Source organism: Sphingomonas antarctica (assembly GCF_965137005.1).
Classification (GTDB): Bacteria; Pseudomonadota; Alphaproteobacteria; order Sphingomonadales; family Sphingomonadaceae; genus Sphingomonas_O; species Sphingomonas_O antarctica.
In genome coordinates this window covers 1-19,133 of record NZ_CBCRXM010000002.1, presented here as the reverse complement: position 1 = coordinate 19,133, position 19,133 = coordinate 1, and the positions used below count along the sequence as shown (strand labels likewise).

General features: G+C 62.9%; 18 protein-coding genes. 8 read left to right on the top strand and 10 right to left on the bottom strand.

What is annotated here, in order from left to right:
- Positions 1-12 precede the first annotated feature (12 nt).
- Both ACM9ME_RS02130 and ACM9ME_RS02125 read right to left on the bottom strand, forming a co-directional pair.
- Positions 13-2,136 (bottom strand): sodium-translocating pyrophosphatase, encoded by a 2,124-nt coding sequence (locus ACM9ME_RS02130; RefSeq protein ID WP_415641780.1) that lies wholly within the window; start codon positions 2,134-2,136, stop codon positions 13-15.
- Positions 2,137-2,221: 85 nt separating this feature from the next.
- The gene (locus ACM9ME_RS02125) at positions 2,222-3,211 is read right to left on the bottom strand and encodes a thiamine-phosphate kinase (protein ID WP_415641779.1); all 990 of its coding nucleotides are present in this window, start codon (positions 3,209-3,211) and stop codon (positions 2,222-2,224) included.
- Positions 3,212-3,463: 252 nt separating this feature from the next.
- Between ACM9ME_RS02125 and ACM9ME_RS02120 the strand changes: the two genes are divergently transcribed.
- From ACM9ME_RS02120 to ACM9ME_RS02110, 3 genes are all read left to right on the top strand, one after another.
- Positions 3,464-3,649: a hypothetical protein gene (locus ACM9ME_RS02120; protein WP_415641778.1), complete on the top strand. Its 186-nt coding sequence runs from the start codon at positions 3,464-3,466 to the stop codon at positions 3,647-3,649.
- Positions 3,650-3,696: 47 nt separating this feature from the next.
- On the top strand, positions 3,697-4,077 hold the full coding sequence (locus ACM9ME_RS02115) for a PilZ domain-containing protein (protein WP_415641777.1): 381 nt from the start codon (positions 3,697-3,699) through the stop codon (positions 4,075-4,077).
- Positions 4,078-4,153: 76 nt separating this feature from the next.
- A complete protein-coding gene (locus ACM9ME_RS02110) occupies positions 4,154-5,956 on the top strand; it encodes a DUF885 domain-containing protein (RefSeq protein ID WP_415641776.1) in 1,803 nt (600 codons plus the stop codon).
- Between the two features lie 48 nt (positions 5,957-6,004).
- Here the strand turns inward: ACM9ME_RS02110 and ligD are convergent, their stop codons facing one another.
- Positions 6,005-8,479, bottom strand: a complete 2,475-nt coding sequence (gene ligD, locus ACM9ME_RS02105) for a DNA ligase D (protein WP_415641775.1) — start codon at positions 8,477-8,479, stop codon at positions 6,005-6,007.
- Positions 8,480-8,573: 94 nt separating this feature from the next.
- The gene (gene ku, locus ACM9ME_RS02100; protein WP_415641774.1) at positions 8,574-9,443 is read right to left on the bottom strand and encodes a non-homologous end joining protein Ku; all 870 of its coding nucleotides are present in this window, start codon (positions 9,441-9,443) and stop codon (positions 8,574-8,576) included.
- Positions 9,444-9,522: 79 nt separating this feature from the next.
- Here ku and ACM9ME_RS02095 point away from each other — a divergent pair, with 79 nt between their 5' ends.
- Positions 9,523-10,536, top strand: a complete 1,014-nt coding sequence (locus tag ACM9ME_RS02095) for an LLM class flavin-dependent oxidoreductase (protein ID WP_415641773.1) — start codon at positions 9,523-9,525, stop codon at positions 10,534-10,536.
- A gap of 29 nt (positions 10,537-10,565) precedes the next feature.
- Positions 10,566-11,012, top strand: coding sequence for a peptidylprolyl isomerase (locus tag ACM9ME_RS02090; RefSeq protein WP_415641772.1), 447 nt, complete (start codon positions 10,566-10,568; stop codon positions 11,010-11,012).
- Positions 11,013-11,016: 4 nt separating this feature from the next.
- Here the strand turns inward: ACM9ME_RS02090 and ACM9ME_RS02085 are convergent, their stop codons facing one another.
- A complete protein-coding gene (locus ACM9ME_RS02085) occupies positions 11,017-11,898 on the bottom strand; it encodes a LysR substrate-binding domain-containing protein (protein WP_415641771.1) in 882 nt (293 codons plus the stop codon).
- Positions 11,899-12,124: 226 nt separating this feature from the next.
- Entirely contained in the window at positions 12,125-13,402 is a 1,278-nt protein-coding gene (locus ACM9ME_RS02080; protein WP_415641770.1) for an MFS transporter, read from the bottom strand.
- Between the two features lie 91 nt (positions 13,403-13,493).
- Here ACM9ME_RS02080 and ACM9ME_RS02075 point away from each other — a divergent pair, with 91 nt between their 5' ends.
- Positions 13,494-14,114, top strand: coding sequence for a class I SAM-dependent methyltransferase (locus ACM9ME_RS02075; protein ID WP_415641769.1), 621 nt, complete (start codon positions 13,494-13,496; stop codon positions 14,112-14,114).
- Positions 14,115-14,123: 9 nt separating this feature from the next.
- Here ACM9ME_RS02075 and ACM9ME_RS02070 read toward each other — a convergent pair whose 3' ends face one another.
- Positions 14,124-15,284 (bottom strand): phospholipase D-like domain-containing protein, encoded by a 1,161-nt coding sequence (locus tag ACM9ME_RS02070; RefSeq protein WP_415641767.1) that lies wholly within the window; start codon positions 15,282-15,284, stop codon positions 14,124-14,126.
- 108 nt (positions 15,285-15,392) lie between these two features.
- Here ACM9ME_RS02070 and rpoZ point away from each other — a divergent pair, with 108 nt between their 5' ends.
- Positions 15,393-15,737 carry a DNA-directed RNA polymerase subunit omega gene (gene rpoZ / locus ACM9ME_RS02065; RefSeq protein ID WP_415641766.1) on the top strand — a complete coding sequence of 115 codons (345 nt, stop codon included), beginning with the start codon at positions 15,393-15,395 and terminating at the stop codon, positions 15,735-15,737.
- A 59-nt stretch (positions 15,738-15,796) separates the two neighbouring features.
- Here rpoZ and ACM9ME_RS02060 read toward each other — a convergent pair whose 3' ends face one another.
- Together ACM9ME_RS02060 and ACM9ME_RS02055 are read right to left on the bottom strand one after the other, a co-directional pair.
- The gene (locus tag ACM9ME_RS02060) at positions 15,797-15,973 is read right to left on the bottom strand and encodes a hypothetical protein (RefSeq protein ID WP_415641765.1); all 177 of its coding nucleotides are present in this window, start codon (positions 15,971-15,973) and stop codon (positions 15,797-15,799) included.
- 1,110 nt (positions 15,974-17,083) lie between these two features.
- On the bottom strand, positions 17,084-18,163 hold the full coding sequence (locus ACM9ME_RS02055) for an IS630 family transposase (protein ID WP_415641764.1): 1,080 nt from the start codon (positions 18,161-18,163) through the stop codon (positions 17,084-17,086).
- A 187-nt stretch (positions 18,164-18,350) separates the two neighbouring features.
- Here ACM9ME_RS02055 and ACM9ME_RS02050 point away from each other — a divergent pair, with 187 nt between their 5' ends.
- Positions 18,351-18,512 (top strand): ParB N-terminal domain-containing protein, encoded by a 162-nt coding sequence (locus ACM9ME_RS02050; RefSeq protein WP_415641763.1) that lies wholly within the window; start codon positions 18,351-18,353, stop codon positions 18,510-18,512.
- A gap of 61 nt (positions 18,513-18,573) precedes the next feature.
- On the opposite strand, the gene ACM9ME_RS02045 is transcribed toward ACM9ME_RS02050, so the two are convergent.
- On the bottom strand, positions 18,574-19,133 hold a 560-nt coding region (locus tag ACM9ME_RS02045; RefSeq protein WP_415641762.1), incomplete at its 5' end, for a transposase.

The following is a 19,133-nucleotide window of genomic DNA, read 5'->3' as shown; positions in this document are numbered from 1 at the left end:
TCCGCACCCAGATCAACCAGCGACGTGATGCGCCGCCAGCGCCGCGAGCAACAGCAGCGCGACGATGTTGGTGATCTTGATCATCGGGTTCACCGCCGGTCCCGCCGTATCCTTGTACGGGTCGCCCACGGTGTCGCCGGTCACGGCCGCCTTGTGCGCTTCCGAACCCTTGCCGCCGTGATTGCCGTCTTCGATATACTTCTTGGCGTTATCCCACGCGCCGCCGCCCGAAGTCATCGAGATGGCGACGAACAGCCCGCCGACGATCACGCCGAGGAGGAGCGCGCCGAGCGCGGCAAAGCCTTCGGCCTGACCGGCAACGGCCGTGATCACGAAATACACCACCACCGGCGCGAGCACCGGCAGCAGCGACGGCAGGATCATTTCCTTGATCGCCGCCTTGGTCACCAGATCGACCGTGCGCGCATAATTGGGGCGCGAGGTGCGGTCCATGATGCCGGGGTTTTCGGCGAACTGCGCGCGGACGTCCTTGACCACGTCACCGGCAGCGCGGCCGACCGCAGTCATGCCCATCGCGCCGAACAGGTACGGCAACAGCGCGCCGAGCAGCAGCCCGACGATGACGTAGGGATTTTCCAGCCCGAAATTGACGTTCAGGTCAGGGAAGAACTCCTTCAGATCGTTGGTGTACGCCGCGAACAGCACCAGCGCGGCAAGGCCCGCCGAACCGATGGCATAGCCCTTGGTCACGGCCTTGGTGGTGTTGCCGACCGCGTCGAGCGCATCGGTCTTTTCACGCACGCTGTCGTCCAGTCCGGCCATTTCGGCGATGCCGCCGGCATTGTCGGTCACCGGGCCGTAGGCGTCGAGCGCCACGACCATGCCCGCCAGCGCCAGCATCGCGGTCGCGGCAAAGGCGATGCCGATCACGCCCGCCAGCTGGTACGCGATGATGATGCCCGCGCAGATCACCAGCGTCGGCAACGCGGTCGATTCGAGGCTGATCGCCAGCCCCTGAATGACGTTGGTGCCGTGGCCGGTTTCCGAAGCCTTGGCGATCGAGCGCACCGGACGATAATTGGTGCCGGTATAATATTCGGTGATCCAGATCAGCAGCCCGGTGATGACCAGGCCCAGAAACATGCAATAAAACAGGATGCGCCCGGTGAACCCGCCGGTGCCGTCGAGGTTCGCCCCAATGACGTTCTCCATGCCGCCCAGCGCGTAGCTCGTGGCGAACCAGATCACGACCGCCGACAGAACGGCGGTGACGAGGAAGCCCTTGTACATCGCGCCCATGATCGAGCCCGACTTGCTGAGGCGGACAAAGTATGTGCCGATGATCGAGGTGATGACGCACACGCCGCCGATCAGCAGCGGCAGGCTCATCAGCGCCAGCAACTGGTCGCCGGCATTCTTCACGAGCAAGGCGATCAGCACCATCGTCGCGCCGATGGTCACGACATAGGTTTCGAACAGATCGGCGGCCATGCCAGCGCAATCGCCGACATTGTCGCCGACGTTATCGGCGATGACGGCGGGGTTGCGAGGGTCGTCCTCGGGAATTCCGGCCTCGACCTTGCCGACCAGATCGGCGCCGACGTCGGCCGCCTTGGTGAAGATCCCGCCGCCGAGACGCGCGAAGATCGAGATCAGCGACGCACCGAAGGCGAGTGCCACGAGGCCATCGACGACCGTGCGATCCGCGCCGCCGACGCTGTGATGTGCGACGAAGACGAGGTAATAAAAGAAGACCGAAATCGCGAGGAGCGCGAGGCCCGCCACCAGCATGCCGGTGATCGCACCCGCGCGGAACGCCATGGTCAGGCCTTCCTGCAAGCCCTTCGACGCCGCCTCGGCGGTGCGCACATTGGCGCGGACCGAGATGTTCATGCCGATGAACCCAGTCGCGCCCGACAGCACCGCGCCCAGGACGAAGCCGGTCGCCGAGGTGATGCCGAGGAAGTAGCCGACGAGGATCGCGACAACCACGCCGACGATACCGATCGCGCGGTATTGGCGACCGAGATACGCTTGCGCGCCTTCCTGAATAGCGGCGGCGATGTCCTGCATCAACGCGTTGCCCGCGGGTGCGGCGAGCACCTGGCGCGACGTGAAGATGCCATAGAGAATGGCGATAAAGCCGCAGACGATCGCGAAGATCACGAGATTCATGTGAGTTCAGCCCCTAGCGCGCGGTCAATCGCCGCGAGTGATTGTTTGCGCGGGCCTATGGCGGCGCGGGGCCGCGAAGGCAAGATTAGTCATGGAGGTAGCCGAGCCGTTCGGGGAGCGGCACCGCCGACCCGTCCAGCGTCAGGCTCAACCCCGCACCCGCGCGCACCACGCCGATCCGCGTCGCCGCGACCGGGCAGGGGGCATTTGCGGGAAGAGTGAACAGCAATTCGTAATCGTCGCCGGCGGTCACCGCCGCCATGATCTCGCCCGCCGCCGGGACGGCATCGAGCGCAATTTCGATCGCCACGCCCGACGCCTCGGCAATGCGTGCGGCGTCGATCAGCAACCCGTCGGACACGTCCATCATCGCGGTAACCAGCGGCGCCAGCGCGCGCCCTTCAACGAGCCGTGGTTGGGGGCTGAGATAGGCTGCAATGGCGTCGTCCCGGCGCAGGCCGGGACCGCTGGCGACGAGTGCGCTCTCCGGCTGCGAGCGGCCCAGTGAGGGGTTGAACATGTCCCGCATGTTCAAGGATCGTCCGGGGGACGATCCAACCCCACACTCTTCGCCGGGGCGACGAAGTATATCGAGGCCCAATCCCGCCAACCCGATCACGCCCGTGACCCACAGGCCATCACCCGGCTTTGCACCCGACCGCGACGGCACGACCGAACCCGCGCGCCCGATCGCGGTCAGCGACAAGCTCCGCGGCCCCGCCACCTTCACCGTATCCCCGCCGAGCAACGTGCAATCGAACGCCGCCAATGCCACACCCAGCCCCGCCGCGAACGCGCGGTCCCACGCATCGTCACCCAACGGATAGCCGACCAGCACACCGACCGGCGTCGCGCCCTTGGCGGCCAGATCGGACAAATTCACCGCGACCAGTTTCCACGCGACATCCTCCGCCGCGTCACCCTCACGAAAATGCACCCCCTCGACGATCACGTCGTGCGTCAGCACCAGATCGCCATCCTGCGACAGGCTCAGCACCGCCGCGTCGTCGCGCAAATCGCGCGCGCCGGCGCCCGCGAACGGGCGTAAAAGCGCGATGAACTCGGTCTCGGTCACCCCGCCTCCCTATCGCGGTTCATCCAAAGGCGGAAATCTGCCACGGCTCGCCCGGCTTCAGTGAAGAACAGGCACGGCAAGTATTAAAACCGAAAATATATAGATCAAATCCATAATCAACAGTTTTAGATCTCACAGTCTATTGGTTAATATTAGTTAACGGTTTTTCAAATATTAAATGAGCATTGGTGAAACTTAAAGTCATGACAGTCGTTTTTACTTGTATAGATTATGTCCATTTGGGGTGATGCATTGTCATATTATCGACTTTATTCGCTGTCGATCAGCGGCAAACATATCATCGACTTCGATCAATTCACCGCCATGGGCGACGTTGCAGCGATTCTCAAAGTCAGTTGCGGCAAGCCGGGGGTCGCCAGGGAACTGTGGAGCCTAGGCCGCAAGGTGATGGATTTTGCTCCAATGGTCCGGTCGTGAGCGCGGTTGGTGATTTGACGCCGTGCGCTCAAATGCGGAGAAATCACATGCACGCGAAAATGCTGCCGGGCGATCGGCTCGGCCTGAACGGCTTTGACAAGCGCGCTGCCGTGCGAACGACCATCGCCTTACCTATTCTCGTCGGATATGACGGGGCGCGCTACAATGCGCTTCTCCGCAACCTTTCCAGCGAGGGGGCGATGATCGACACCTCGGCACCCCTGGCACGGTTCGCCAAGATCGCATTTCAATGCGGGACGATCGCCGTCGACAGCACCGTCATCTGGCGTCGCGGGGACAGTTTCGGGATCAGGTTCGGCAAACCCATCACCGCACAGCAATTACAGGAGCAATTGGCCCGATCGGCGGCGGTCAAACGCTGGCGTGCCGGTCGTGCGCTTGCCAGATTGCCCGAGCTGCGGGCCTGACCGCCGCTGCGCGATTACCCATGCTGTGCGAAGAATCCGCTTCCAAAATAGGATTTTCTATGGTGCGTCCTGCGCCATGAAAATCAGCGCCCTTGCACCCCTCGCCCTGCTCGCCGTGTCCGTCTCGGGACTGGCGATTGCCGCCCCCGTTACAACTGCGCCTCGGTCGGCGCATGACCGGTTGTTTGCCTTCTTCCACGCGAGCGACGAGCAAAACCTCAAGGATCATCCGCAATCGGCGATTTATCGCGGCGATTTGCGCTACGCCAACCAGCTTGGCGACAATTTCTCCGACGCCGCGGGCGAGCGCGATTATCGGCAGGCGTTGAAGGAACTGGCTCAGGCCAGGGCCTATAATCGACGTGGCCTCGACGCGACCGACAATCTCGCGCTCGACGTGTTTATCCAGCAGCGCGAGATCGATGCGCGCGGCAGCACGCCCGCGATGCGCGCATTGACCACCGTGCGGCCGATGAACCACTTCTACAGCTTTTACAGCGGTTATGCCGACTTCGCATCGGGACAGGGCGCCGCGCCGTTCAACACCCTCGCCGATTACGACAGCAACATCGCGCGCCACAAACAGGTCGCGGCGCAAATCGACACCGCCATCGCGCAATTCCGCAAGGGCATGAAGACCGGCGTGGTCCAGCCCAAGCTGGTCGTCCGCAACATGGTCGATCAGCTCGACCTGATCCTGAAGGACGGCCCCGACAATTCGGTGTTCATGGGCCCGCTCAAGAAATTCCCGGCGGGCATTTCCGCCGCCGATCAGGCGCGCGTGACGGCGGAGACCAAAGCGGTCGTCGCCGGCGGCATCTTCCCCGCCTACACCCGTCTGCGCGATTTCCTGCGCGGCGACTATCTGCCGGTGGCGCGCGACAGTGTCGGCCTGTCGGGCATGCCCGGCGGCGACAAGCTCTACGCGTACATGATCGAAGCCAATACGACGCTGCCGCTGACCGCCGATTACGTCCACAATCTGGGGCTCAGCGAAGTCGCGCGGATCACCGCCGGGATGGACGCGATCCGCGTCAAGACCGGCTTCAAGGGCGACCTGCATCAGTTCTTCGCGTTCCTGAACAGCGACCCTCGCTTCACGCCCGGCAGTCGTGACGACATGCGCGACCGCTTCGTCGCGATCGGCAAGCGCGTCGATGTCGGCATCCCGGCGCTGTTTTCGACCATTCCCAAATCGCCGCTCGCGATCCGCCCGGTGCCGCCGTACCGCGAAAAAACCGATGCTGCGGGCAGCTATGAACAGGGCACGCCCGACGGCGCGCGTCCGGGCACGTTCTACTACAACGCCTATGACCTGCCGGCGCGGTTCACCTGGGGGTTCGAGACTCTCTACCTCCACGAAGCGATCCCCGGGCATCACTTCCAGATCAGCCTGGCGCAGGAGAATGCCGAGCTGCCCAATTTCATGCGTTTCGGCGGCAACACCGCTTTTGTCGAAGGCTGGGCGCTTTATTCGGAAACCCTGTGGCCCGATCTGCACATGGAAACCGATCCATATCAGCGCTTCGGCGGGCTGAACGACGAGATGCTCCGCGCGATGCGGCTGGTCGTGGATACCGGCATCCACGCCAAGGGTTGGACGCGCGATCAGGCGATCAAATATATGCGCGACAATTCATCGATGTCGCTGACCGACGCGACGGCGGAGGTCGAACGCTACATCGCGATCCCGGGACAGGCGCTCGGCTACAAGCTCGGCCAGCTGACGTTTCTGCGCCTGAAGGCCAAGGCGCGCGCGGACCTCGGCAGCCGTTTCGACATCCGCAAATTCCACGCGCAATGCCTCGATACCGGTGCGCTGCCACTGCCGATCCTGGAGAAGAAGATCGACGCGTGGATCGCGGGCGGGGGGAAGTGAAGCGCTTCGACGTCGCATGAATCGGCATGAATCATTGCGAGAGCGAAACTAAAAATCGGGCAGGATTTGCGCCGCGACGCCCCAGCCTTGCAAGTCGGGGGAGCTTGCCCGCGCCAGCAATTCATCCGCGTCGCGGATCGAGAAATGCGACGGCTTGTCGATCGTCCGCAACTCCTCCCAACTGATCGGCGCGGACACCGGCACGCCCGCGCGTGCTCGGGCGACATACGGCAGCACCGCCGTGCTCCCGCGCTGGTTGCGGAGATAGTCAACGAAGATACGCCCGACGCGCTTGGCCTTGGCCATGTTGGCGACATAGCGCTCGGGCTCTTGCGTCTCCAGCGCGACGGCAAAGCGGTGCGTAAAGTCCTTCACGGCGGGCCACTTCGCCTGGGGCGTCAGCGGCACGACGACATGCACCCCCTTGCCGCCCGACAGCATGGGAAAGCTTACCAGGCCGAGGTCGGAGAGGGTGGCCGAAATGTCGAATGCAGCCTTGCGCACCGCCTCGAAATCCAGCCCCTCATCGGGATCGAGATCGAAGATCATCCGGTCCGGCGCTTCGAGGTCGTCGATCCGCGCCCCCCAGCCGTGAAACTCGATCGTCCCCATCTGCACGCAATCGAGAATGCCCTCGGCATCGTCGAGCCACAGATAATCCTCGGTCGATCCGTCCTTCTCCTTGATCGGCACATGGTGGACGTGCTCGCCGAACGACCCGGCGTCGTGCTTCTGGAAGAAACAGTGTTTGGCGCGCCCCTGCGGACAGCGAACCAGGCTGACCGGGCGGTGGCCCAGCACCGGCAGCATGATCGGCGCGACGGTCTCGTAAAAGGCGGCCAACTCGCCCTTGGTAATGCCCGAATCCGTATCGATGACGCGGTCGGGATTGGTGATGCGATATGTCGGCGCGGTGGTCGCCTTGACCGGTTTCTCCGGCACCACCTCCTTCGCCGGCTTGTCTTCGCGCAGCCCGGCAAAGCTGGCGTGGCGCACGACGTTCTCGACCGTGAATTCGGCGAACCCGACTTCGGCCACCAGTTTAGGCTCGACCCAATGCGCCCGCCGCGCCGCCGCCTTGGGCACTTCGACCGGCGCGGTCTTGCGCTCCAGCGTCTTCAGCTTGGCGCCGATATCCGCGAGCAACGCGGCATCGAAGCCCGTGCCCACCTTGCCCGCGTAACGCAGCTTCCCGCCCTCGTTGAGCCCGAGCAGCAATGACGAAAACGCCCGCGTCCGCGTGTCGCTTTCGGTCCAGCCGACGATCACGAATTCCTGCCGCTGCGTGCATTTGACCTTCTGCCACGCCGGGCTGCGCTTCCCCGAATACGGTGCATCGGCGAGTTTGGACACGATCCCCTCGACCCCTGCGTCGCACATCGCCTTGAACAATTTCTCGCCCTTGCCGATGACATGGTCGGCAAAACGCAGGTCGCCGCCTTCGGGCAGGATCGCGCGCAACGCCTCCTTGCGTTCGAGATTGCCCCGCTTCTTCAGGTCGTGCCCGTCGAGGCTCAACAGGTCGAACGCGAACATCACCAAATCCGCGCCGCCGCCTTTGATGCCTGCCTGCAATCCCGAAAAATTCGGGCGCCCCTGTTCATCGAGCGCGACGATCTCGCCATCGATCAGCGCCGAACCGACCTTTAGTTCCTCCGCAGCCGCAACCACGGTCGGAAACTTGGCGCTCCAATCCAACCCGGTGCGCGTGAACACTTTGGCGCGCCCGCCCGCCACCGCAACCAGCGCCCGGTAGCCGTCATATTTCATCTCGTGCAGCCAGCTGCTGCCGGTCGGGACGGCGTCCACGAGCGTGGCGAGTTGCGGCTTTTGAAAGGCTGGCAGTTTGGCGTCACCCCGGCGGAGGCCGGGGCCGCTGGCGGAGGAGCGCGCTGGTTGCGATCGGCCCCGGCCCCCACCGGGGCGACGATCCTCTTTCTCAGCCTTCCCGCCGGCAATCTCCTCCATCGTGCGCCCGGTCTTCACACTGGTCAGATACCGTTCGACCAGATCGTCGCTGCCACCCGCAAACTCGTCCTGAATCTTCCGCAGCAGCCAATTCTCATTCTTCTCCCGCCCGCGCGGCTTCAACCGGATCATCAGCCACTCACCCTTCATCCGCTCGCCTTCGAGCGTGAAGTGGAGATGCCCTTCCTCGATCGTCTTGCGCGGGTCCTTGCCCGGATGCGGCACCCAGAGGCCGCGATCCCACAACATCACCGTGCCGCCGCCATATTGCCCCTTGGGGATCGTCCCCTCGAAGGTGGCGTAACCCAGAGGGTGATCCTCGGTTCGGACCGACAGGCGCTTGTCGTCCGGGTTGAGCGAAGGCCCGCGCGTCACCGCCCAGCTTTTGAGCACCCCGTCCATTTCAAGGCGGAAATCGTAATGCAGCCGCGTGGCGTCGTGCTTTTGCACCATGAAGCTGAAGCCTTCGGCCTTGGCGACCTTACCCGCCGGCTCCTTCGTCTGCGCGAAATCGCGCTTCGCATTATATTTGGCGAGGGGGTTAGTTTTAGCCAATTACGCCTCGTCGCCCCGGCGTAGGCCGGGGCCGCTGGAGGCAGGTGCGCTACAACGATAGCGGCCCCGGCCTCCGCCGGGGCGACGAGCAGAATTAAGCGGCATGCTTCCTCGGCGCAGTTTTCTTTGCCGGAGCCTTCTTAACCGGCGCCTTCTTTGCGGGCACCTCGTCATCGTCGCCGCCAACGCTGCGTTTGAGCGCTGCCATCAGGTCGATCACGTTACTACCACGCGACGGCTTGTCATCCTCATCCTCGGGCGTGACGACCTCGCCCTTCGACTTCAGTTTGCGCGCGACCAGGTCCTTGAGCGCCGCGACATAGTGATCGGTGAACATCTCCGGATCGAACGCGCCCGATTTCTTGTCGATCAGCGTCCCTGCCAGATCGAGCAAATCGGGATCGGGCTTGTCGTTGGGGATGTCGCGGAAATAGCCGTCGGCCTTGTTGACCTCGTCCGAATAACGGATCGTCTCCATGATGATCCCGCGCCCGCACGGCTTCACGCTGACGACATATTCGCGCCCGCGAATGGTGATCTGGCCCAGCCCGACCTTCTTCGCCTTGCGCAGCGATTCGCGCAGCACGATGAACGCCTCCTCGGCCAGATCGTCGGCGGGGACGACATAATAGGGCTTTTCGAAATAGATCGGGGCGATGTCGTCATAATCGACGAACTGGGTCAGCGTCAGCGTGCGTTTCGTATCGAGCTTGACCGCGTCGAGTTCCTCATCCTCGAGCAGCACGAAACTGCCTTTCTTATATTCGAAGCCGCGCTTGATGTCGTCGGTGTCGACCGGGCCGATGCCCTTGACCGTCTTGGTGTAGTTGACCGGCTTACCCGAGGGCTCGTGGATCTGCTTGAACTGCACCCGCGCGCCCGATTTGGTCGCGGAAAACACCTGGACGGGGATCGAAACGAGCGCGAGCCGGATCTGGCCTTGCCAATAAGGTCGTGCTGCCATCGGATTGCCCTTTACCGTTACGAACCCGATTCAATGTCGGGCTGATGATTCCGTTCCGCCGCGTTCCTATCTGTGCCCCATGACCTATCGATTGTCCGTTCTCGACCAGTCACCGATCGCCGAGGGCTCTTCGGTCGGCGATGCGCTGCGCAACACCATCGACCTCGCTCGTGCTGCCGATACGGCGGGCTATCACCGCTTCTGGATGGCGGAGCACCACGCCTCGCCCGGTCTCGCCGGCGCAGCCCCTGAAGCCCTGATCGGCCCGGTGGCGCTGGCGACGCAGCGCATCCGCGTCGGCTCCGGCGGGATCATGCTCCCGCATTACTCGCCCTACAAAGTCGCGGAAACCTTTGCCCTGCTCGCCGCGATGGCGCCGGGGCGGATCGACCTGGGCATCGGTCGCGCGCCGGGCAGCGATCAGCGCACGGCGCTGGCGCTTCAGCGTGACCGCTCGCACCACATTTCGTCGCAGGATTTCCCGCACAATCTGGCGGAACTGCTCGCTTATTACGAGAATGGCCTGCCCGCCGACCATCTCTTCGCCCCGCTGGCGGCGACGATGCGCGGCAATGAAGTGCCGGAGGTTTATCTGCTCGGCTCCTCGCCCGATTCGGCGCGCTGGGCGGCGGACGCCGGGCTGCCTTACGTCATTGCCGACTTCATCAATTCGGATGCGACGATGCTCGCCGACATATATCGCCGTGAGTTCAAGCCATCCGCGCGATTGGACAAACCGGAAGTGATCGTCGCCACCTGGACCATCGCCGCGCCATCGCTGGCGGAAGCCGAGGAACTCGCGCTCCCCGCGCAAATGATGTTCGCGCATCTGATCCGCGGTGAACTCATCCCCGTGCCCAGCGTCGCCAAGGCCAAGGCATGGATCGCCGCGCATGGCAGCCAGCCGCGCCGCCGCCGCACCGTGCTCGGCACGCCGACCGAAGTGCGCACACAGCTCGACGATGTCGCCAGACTCTACGGCGCAGACGAGCTGATGCTGGTCAACATCATGCCCGATCACGCCGCGCGCGTGCGCAGCTACGACCTGATCGCGCAAGAATATGGGCTGGCAAGCCTCGCGCTCGCCGCCTAACGAGCCCCTCGAATTTGGAGACTGATAGAATGGCCGATACGCTGAACCTTACCCTCGACACTGGCGAAGTCGTGATCAAGCTGCGCCCCGATCTGGCCCCCGGGCATGTCGAGCGCATCGCCGAACTGGCCAATGCCGGCTTTTACGACGGCGTGGTGTTCCACCGCGTGATCGACGGCTTCATGGCGCAGGGTGGTGACCCCACCGGCACCGGCGGCGGCGGTTCGGACAAGCCCGACCTCAAGGCCGAGTTCAACAAGGAGCCGCACAAGCGCGGCGTCTGCTCGATGGCGCGCACTTCCGCTCCCAACAGCGCGAACAGCCAGTTCTTCATCTGCCTCGCCAACGCCAACTTCCTCGACGGGCAATACACCGTGTGGGGTGAAGTGACGTCGGGCATGGATGCGGTCGACAAGCTGCCCAAGGGCGAACCGCCGCGCAATCCGGGCAAGATCCTGACGGCGCGCGCCAGCTAGGCCGCTAAGCCGCCATCTTGGCGGTCAACCAGTCGTGAAACACGCGAACCGGGCGCTGCTCCAGCGCCCGGGGCTTGCACACGAACCAATAGCTGTACGGGCTTTCGACCTCGACATCGAATAGTGGTGCGAGGCGTTCGTCATGCGCTTCGCTGAAATGGCTCGCGTGCATGAAGGCCACGCCCAGTCCCTGCGCCGCGGCGTCGAGCATCAACTGCCCCGAATCATAATGGTCGATCGCGCGCGGTTCGAGGTCGGGCCGCCCGACCGCATTGCGCCATTCGCTGAACGTATCGGGCATGTCGCGGTGGAGAATGACGGTCAGGTCTTTGAGATCGTCGGGCTTGGTGATGGCGCCCGGACCGGAGCGGTAATGTTTCGCCGCAATCGCGAACACCTTGTTACGATCGAGGCGCCGCGCGTGAAGGGCGGGATCGGGATCGCGCGTCAATACGATGGCCGCATCGAGCCCATCGCCCAGGCGTGACGACGCATAAGGCGCGGTGTCGAGGTCGAGGTGCAGTTCGGGATGCGCCGCACGCAATTCGCCCATGCGCGGCATCAATTGCTGGGCGGCGAACAGCGGCAGCACGCCGAGGCGCAGGCGTGACACCTCGTGATCCGACGCCATCGCGTCGATCGCGTCGGTCATCTGGTCCAGCGCCGGGGCGATCAGCGCCAGCAACCGCTCGCCATTCTTGTTCAGCGTGATCGATTGGTGCCCGCGGTTGAACAACGGCTTGCCAACCGAGCGTTCGAGCGACTGGATGCGCCGGCTGAGCGCAGGGGACGACAGCGCCAATTCGTCGGCCGCAGTCTTCAACGATCCGGCGCGGGATACCGCGACGAAGGCTTCAATGCCCGAAAGTGACGGCAATCGCCGCATATCCACTCCATCAGGATCGTTCGATCTCGCTGCACTGCATCATGAAGCGTTTGATGCAGATTGCAAGGTTGCATCGACTGCAACTGCGATTGTTCTTTTCGCATTTGCGAACATCTATGCTGCACTGCACATAGAGTAGGCCTTTCAGGCATCCTCTCCTAAAGACTTTCAAGGGTCGGTTCTTCGGAACCGGCCCCTTTTTTTGCATTGCAGCGACCGATTCGGTTCAGTCGGCGGGCCTCAACGCGCGCAATCCGTAAAGTACCAGTACCAGGCACATCATCGCCGCCGACAGATAGGGCAGCGGATGCCATGCCTCGTACAACGCCACGCCGATCGTCGGGCCGAGCACGAACGACGCACCGTTCACCGACGTCACCTTGCCCGCGACCGCATTCTGTAATTCGGGGCCGACCGCCAGCGAACTGCCTGCGGTATATCCCGGACGTGCGAAGCCGAAACCGGCGCTGGCGAGCGCAAAGCCGCAGGCCGTGCCGAGCAACGTCACCGCGAGCGCATTGACGACACAGCCCAATGCCGCCAGCGACAGCCCGACAAGGATCAACGCGCGCGGTTTGAGATCGAGCAGCGGGATCAGGCCCCATTGCACCAGCAACGCGGCAAAAGCCCCCGTCATCAACACGATACCGATCGATTGCTGCGCCAGTTCGGGCGGCAAGCCGAGGCGGTCGATGATCAAAAAGCCCATCGCCTGCCCGGTCATCGCCTGCGCATGACCCATCACCACCCCGACCAACAGCCACGGCAGGATTCGCGAATCGGTATAACGAATGTCCTGTCCGGTCGCGTCGGTCGTGGCGGCCGTCACACTGGCCCCCGACACATTGCCGCCGATCGACGGATAGCTGGTCGCCGCGCCATGCGCATGACTGCCCGGCGCATCGTCGCTCAACCGGGTCAGCACGAACAGGAATACCGCCGCGCCGATCAGCGAAAAGACATAGGCGGGACCTGCCAGCCCGACATGCGGAAAGACAAAGAACGGCGCGAGCGCCGGGCCGAGGATCGTCCCCAGGCCGAACGCGCTGGCGAGCAGCGTCAGGGCCTTGGTCCGCTCCTCGCGCGTCGTACGCGACGCCAGGATCGCTTGTGCCGCCGGCGGTGCTGCAGCGCCGAAATAACCATAGATGACGCGCGCGCCGATAAACGCGCCGATCGTCGCCACCGGCCCGATGACGCCGTCGATGCCAAGTGTCAGGAATATGCCGCACAGCAGCACGGAAACCGAAAACCCCGCCATCCCGGTGAGCACCATCCGCCGCCGCCCGGTCCGGTCCGACCGTCGCGCCCAGCGCGGCGCGGCGAGCACCCACACCAGTGCCGACACCGAAAACGCCAGCGCTATGAGGTTGTCGGGCAGCTTCAGCGACCGCCCGATCGCGGGCAACACCGATTGCAGCGCGGTGTTGCCCGCACCGATCACCAGCATCACCACAAACAGCAATGCGAAGTCGCCTTCGAGCTTCTTGCCCGCTCTGTACATCGGTCGCTGTCCCTGATCTGGCCCAAGGATCGCTTGCGCCGCCCGGCTGTTTTTGCGAACGCCAGCGCTTAAATCAACTCCGGGACGCCGCATGACTCTCTCTACCGCCAAACCGCTCAAGCGGTCGCGCATCTTTGGGCTCAGCCTGCCGCGCACCCCGATGGTGATGTTTTTCGAAGGATTCCTGAAACATCCGGTGATGGTCGGATCGATCATCCCGTCGTCGAAAAAACTGATTCGCCACATGCTCGGCCCGGTCGACTGGGCATCGTGCAAGGTGTTCGTCGAATATGGCCCGGGCGTCGGCACGTTCACCCGCCAAATCCTCGCCGCGCTGCCGCATGACGGCTGTTACATCGCCATCGACACCAATCCCGACTTTATCGATTACCTCGCGGCGACCTTTGCCGATCCGCGGTTCCGCCCGGTACTCGGTTCGGCGGCGGACGTCGAAAAGATCGTCGCCGATGCCGGCTTCGACCACGCCGATTATGTCTTGTCGGGCCTGCCCTTTTCGACCTTGCCCAAGGGTCTGGGCGACAAGATCGGTGCGGCGACTGCGCGCGTGCTGCGTTCGGGCGGCCAATTCCTGGTCTATCAGTTCAGCCCCAAGGTACGCGATTTTATCGCGCCGCATTTTGCCCGGATCGATCACGGCTTCGAACCGTGGAACGTGCCTCCCGCTCAGCTTTATTGGGCGCACAAGGCTTAGCGCCGGGGGCTAGCCTTTCGGTTTGGGCATTGGCGGGCCGATATTAAGCCGTCGCGTTATGTTCAAATCGAGCGTCGCCATCACGAAATAAGCCAAAGCCTGCTTGATTCGGGTGACGATCGACGATCGCGCCCGGTTGATCTCGGCGGTAATCCGTTCCGACCGCGCGACCTCGCCATCCACATAGGCGCGGGCGTGCGCGGCAAACGCCTTGTCCTCGATCCGCAGCATCAGTTCCAGGTTCAAGAACAGGCTGCGAATGTCGAAATTGGCCGAGCCGATATACACCGCATCGTCGATCACGAACAATTTGGTGTGCAGCTTGGTCGGCTGATATTCATAGATCTCGACGCGCTTTTTGATAAGGCCGCGATAGGTGAAGCGCGATGCCCAGATCGCCATGTGATGATCGTTCTTCGACGGCAGGACGATGCGCACACAACCGCGTTTGCCGGCGCGATCCAACCGCCTCAGCATCGCCGGATTGGGCGCGAAATAGCCCGAGATCAGCGAGATATTGTCCGCCTTCTTCATGTCCGCGCGCACCGTCCGCGCCCACGGCGAAGGCCGCCGCGTCGGCCCCCCGAACAGCCAGCGGGTCGGCCCGCTCGGCTCGCTCCATCGGTGCAGCACCCGGGTCAGCGCGCGCATCGGCGGGCGTTCCTGCTTGGACCAACGCGACAAGGCGTCGAAATAACCGGCGAGCGATTTTGCCGCCGGTCCCTCGACGGCCAGCCCCAGGTCGCGCCACGCTTGTTCGGCGGCGGTGCCGAAATAGGCGTCATCGACATTGAACCCGCCGATGATGGCGCGCGCTTCGTCCGCCAGCGCCAGTTTCTGATGGTTGCGCAACAGATAGCGGCGTCCCCAGCGCGGCACGAACCGGCACATATCGATTCCGGCGTCGCGCAAGGGTTCGAAAAACTTGTTGGCCTGCGCCACTTCGCTGCCCATCCCGTCGACGATCAGCGAGACGGTGACGCCGCGGCCCGCCGCACGAATCAGGGCGTCGGCGATGCGCGTGCCGGCCTCGCCATCGGTGTAGATGTAATACAGCACCCGCAACGATTCGGCGGCCCCGTCGATCAGGGCGATCAACCGCTCCAGCCGGTCGGGGCCTTCGGTTAGCAGTTCCAGGCTGTTGCCGCCGACCTCAAACACTTCGCTCATGCCGTGCGCCTTTGCATTGGCGCGCGCGCGCAACAACATTGATTTTTCGCACAGGCGCGCGTAATGGACCGCCTTTCTCCGATAGCGTTGATGTGAAGGAAGCGTTCGATGGCGCGCGTGACAGTCGAGGATTGCGTCGACAAGATTCCCAACCGGTTCGACCTGGTTCTGGCTGCAGCACAGCGTGCACGCCACATTTCGGGCGGTGCCGAACTGCTGGTCGATCGTGATCGCGACAAGAATCCGGTCGTGGCTCTGCGCGAAATCGCCGAGGAACTGGTCGAACCCGAAGAACTCCGCGAATCGATCGTCGGCGGGTTGCAGCGCGTCCAGATCGACGAAGAAGATGCGGTCGACGAAATGGGCAGCCTGGCCCAGTCGGCGGAGGCGCTCCGCCTCACCGCCGCCGCGCCGCCGCGCAACCAGAATATGGGCGGCGATTACGACGCCTAACCATCGGCACGCCTAACGGCGCATTTCGTTCCGCGCAAAATCGATAACTTATCAATAAGTTACATGCGTCCGAATCTGTCCGCCAGCCGTTGGGCGGGTATGTTCTTGATCGCCTTCACCTGCTCGGTCGCCGCGGTAACCTCCGCCGGTTCTTTCCAGTGTACCGACAGTACCCGCGTACAGCTTGCAGCGGTGCGCCCCGTGGTCAGTGCCAGTGCTGCACCTGTGATGCTCATCGCACAAAAGCTGCGCTGTCAGGGCTTTGACAGCAAGGTTCCGGGACAGTTGGTGGCAACGTGCCGCTTTCAAAGTGGCGAGGATGTTGGTTGCAGCCTCGTGAGCCAGGGTGTGGCACGTGAGGATGCCAACAAACAACAGCGTTACGACTTGCCCACGTGTGGCGAGCGGGCGGAAGCGCGCCGCTAGGCTGGGGCAGAAGTTCGACTATCCACCGTCGCGCTCGGACTTGATCCGGCATACCGCATCGTCTTGTGAAAATTTAGCGCAGCGACACAGCCGCCTCGACAGTCTTTGCATCCGCAAGGCTGGCCGAGCGCGTTTGGTGGTCAAAGCTGCTTCGCTGCTTTGTGCCCCAAACGCGCTGGAGCGGGCGAAGGGATTCAGTCGTTACCGTCGTTTCTCAGAGCGCTGGTATGAACGGCTTGTGCGTATTTGCGAGCCTGATGCGTATAACTTGGTGCGCTGCGCCCAGGGGCGCGCATTGAGGAAAATTCATGGACTACGGCCAAAGCGTATCACGACTTCGAATCTCGCCTGCTCCGCCACCTAGTCTACTCAAGCAGAGCGACACGACCCGCCGGGCCCCGAAACGGCGCGGATCCGCGGCATTCGCGCGTCCTTCCGTACGTCAGAGGGCTCAGGCCTTGGCAATTCTCCTGCCCGTGGCACAACATTCTCTGCCCGGTAGGGGGCAAGTACGCTTCCGAAATTCCGGTGTTTTCACCCGCCGACCTGGCGGCGCTTCCCCTGTTAAGCTAAAAATAACAGGGGGCGGAAGCCGACTCCGTTGCCTCTGTCACGCGTGGTCCGTGCGCTTCTGAGCAAAACTGCCGCAGAATCGTTGGCGAAATAACGGGGTAGGAAATCCCGAAATCAGGGTGGCAAAGCGACCAATCACTATCGTCAATCGCGGCGATCAGCCTGATCCGGCCTTTATCTGCAGCGCTGAAGCGCCTGGCTATTTATCGTTTATCCAAACAATCAATAACAGTTTAAACTAATACCTAACCTAAACGCTAGCTCTGGTTTATTAAACTAACGTAATGAAATCGACTTAAGTCATTAATTGAAAACGATGCCTAGTTTCCCCGACATGCTGGATCATTCTAGTGGATTGATTCCAACGTTTGGTGCCCACGTCTGACGGCGGCGATGATCTCGTCGGGATCGGCCTTCCAGACGAACGGGCGCGGCTCCTGATTGTGCTCGGTTATGAAGCGGTTGATGGCGGCCTGCAGGTCGACGACGGAGTGGAAGACGCCATTCTTCAGGCGTCGGCGGGTCAGCTTGGCGAAGAAGCCCTCGACCGCATTGAGCCAAGAGCAGGATGTTGGCACGAAGTGGAAGGTCCAGCGCGGATGCCTGGCCAGCCAGGCACGGACCTTTGGCTGCTTATGCGTAGCGTAGTTGCCGAGGATGACGTGGACGGCCTTGTCGGCGGGCATTTCTGCCTCGATGGCATTGAGGAAGCGGATGAACTCCTGATGCCGGTGCCGCTGCATATTGCGGCCGATCACCGAGCCATCGAGCACGTTGAGCGCGGCGAACAGCGTCGTCGTGCCGTTGCGCTTGTAGTCGTGCGTCAGCGTGGCCCCTCGGCCGCGCTTCAGCGGAAGCCCCGGTAGGGTGCGATCCAGCGCCTGGATCTGGCTCTTCTCATCGACTGACAAGACGATGGCATGGGCAGGTGGTGAGACGTAGAGCCCGACCACGTCATGAAGCTTCTCGGCGAACGCCTTGTCGTTCGACAGCTTGAAGCTGCGCCAGCGGTGCGGGGCAAGCCCGTGGTCGTGCCAGATCTTCACGACCGAGGAAGCGGCGATCCCGATGGCCTTTGCCATCGCACGGACGGTCCAGTGCGTCGCTTCGTGGGCAGGCGGCTCCAGCGTCAGCGCGACGACTTTGTCGATGAGTACGGGATCGAGCGGTGCCGTGCCCGGCGGTCTGGTCTTGTCGCGCAACAGGCCCTCCACGCCTTCAACCATGAACCGTTCCTGCCATCGCCACACACAGGTCTTCGACTTGCCCGTCGCCGCCATGATGGCGACGGTACCAACACCATCGCCCGTCAGCAGAATGATCTTCGCGCGCCAAACGTGCTTCTGCGGCGAACCTCGCGCCGCGACGATCGCCTCAAGCCGCTCCCTGTCCGATGTCGTGACTTCGATCTTGATCCCTGTGCGCATCCCAAACGGTCGCACGCCGCAGCCCCCAAGGGAATCCCCGCATGGACTCGTCCGTCTCGTTCAATCCACTAGGTATTGACGATCGATTATTGTCGACTAATCGAGGTATCAAGAGGCGTCGCTTCTTGGAACCGGGCAAAAACTACTGGACTCTGGGGATGGTCCTCCGAGCTCGAAGGAATTTGTCATGGTTGAAGAAAGACGGATTGAGAATATCGAGATTGCCCGGCTGAAGCCGGCTCCGCGAAACGCGCGCACCCACTCGAAAAGGCAGATTGAGCAGATGGGCACCCACATCAACGTGCTGCTCGGCGCTGACACGGCGCAAGGAGAGCATCCGGCGCGGTGAGAGCGGCTTTGAAGTGTGATTTCCGGGCGATCCTGTTCGCAAACGCCTTCGCTGGACGCAGTTATCCCGTGGCAGCCCGTCTTTCGTGAAAGATCAACCGATCGATATTGTAGGCGATGTTGGCGAGCGTGATCTTCGCTTCGGCGCGGGCGATGCCGATGGTGCGGACGAACAGCCCCATCTGATCCTTCTGACGGGCGAACACGTGCTCGACGCGCGCGCGGACAGTGGAGCGCTTGGCATTGGCACCGGATGTGCGCTTGGACATCGGCTTACCCATGGGCTTCTTGCGATGGACGCGGCTGACCCGGCCCATCGATTTCAACCACGCCTCGTTGGCCTGGCTCCGGTAGGCGGTGTCAGCCCAGACGTCGGAGGCGGTGTTGTCGCGGGTAACGACGTCGCGCAGCATCCGTCCGTCGAAGCGCGCACCGTCGGTGACCTTGGCCGATCGGATGAACCCGTAGCGCCGACAGATTGCGATGCTGCTTTTGTAGCCAAAGCTGGGGATGGCGATGTCGATCCCTGGCCTGCCGCCAGGCAGCGGCCTGGCTTTGGCGAACTTCACCGTCCAGCGCGCATCGACATCCTTCTGCGCCGCTTTGGCCGGCTGATCCGGCC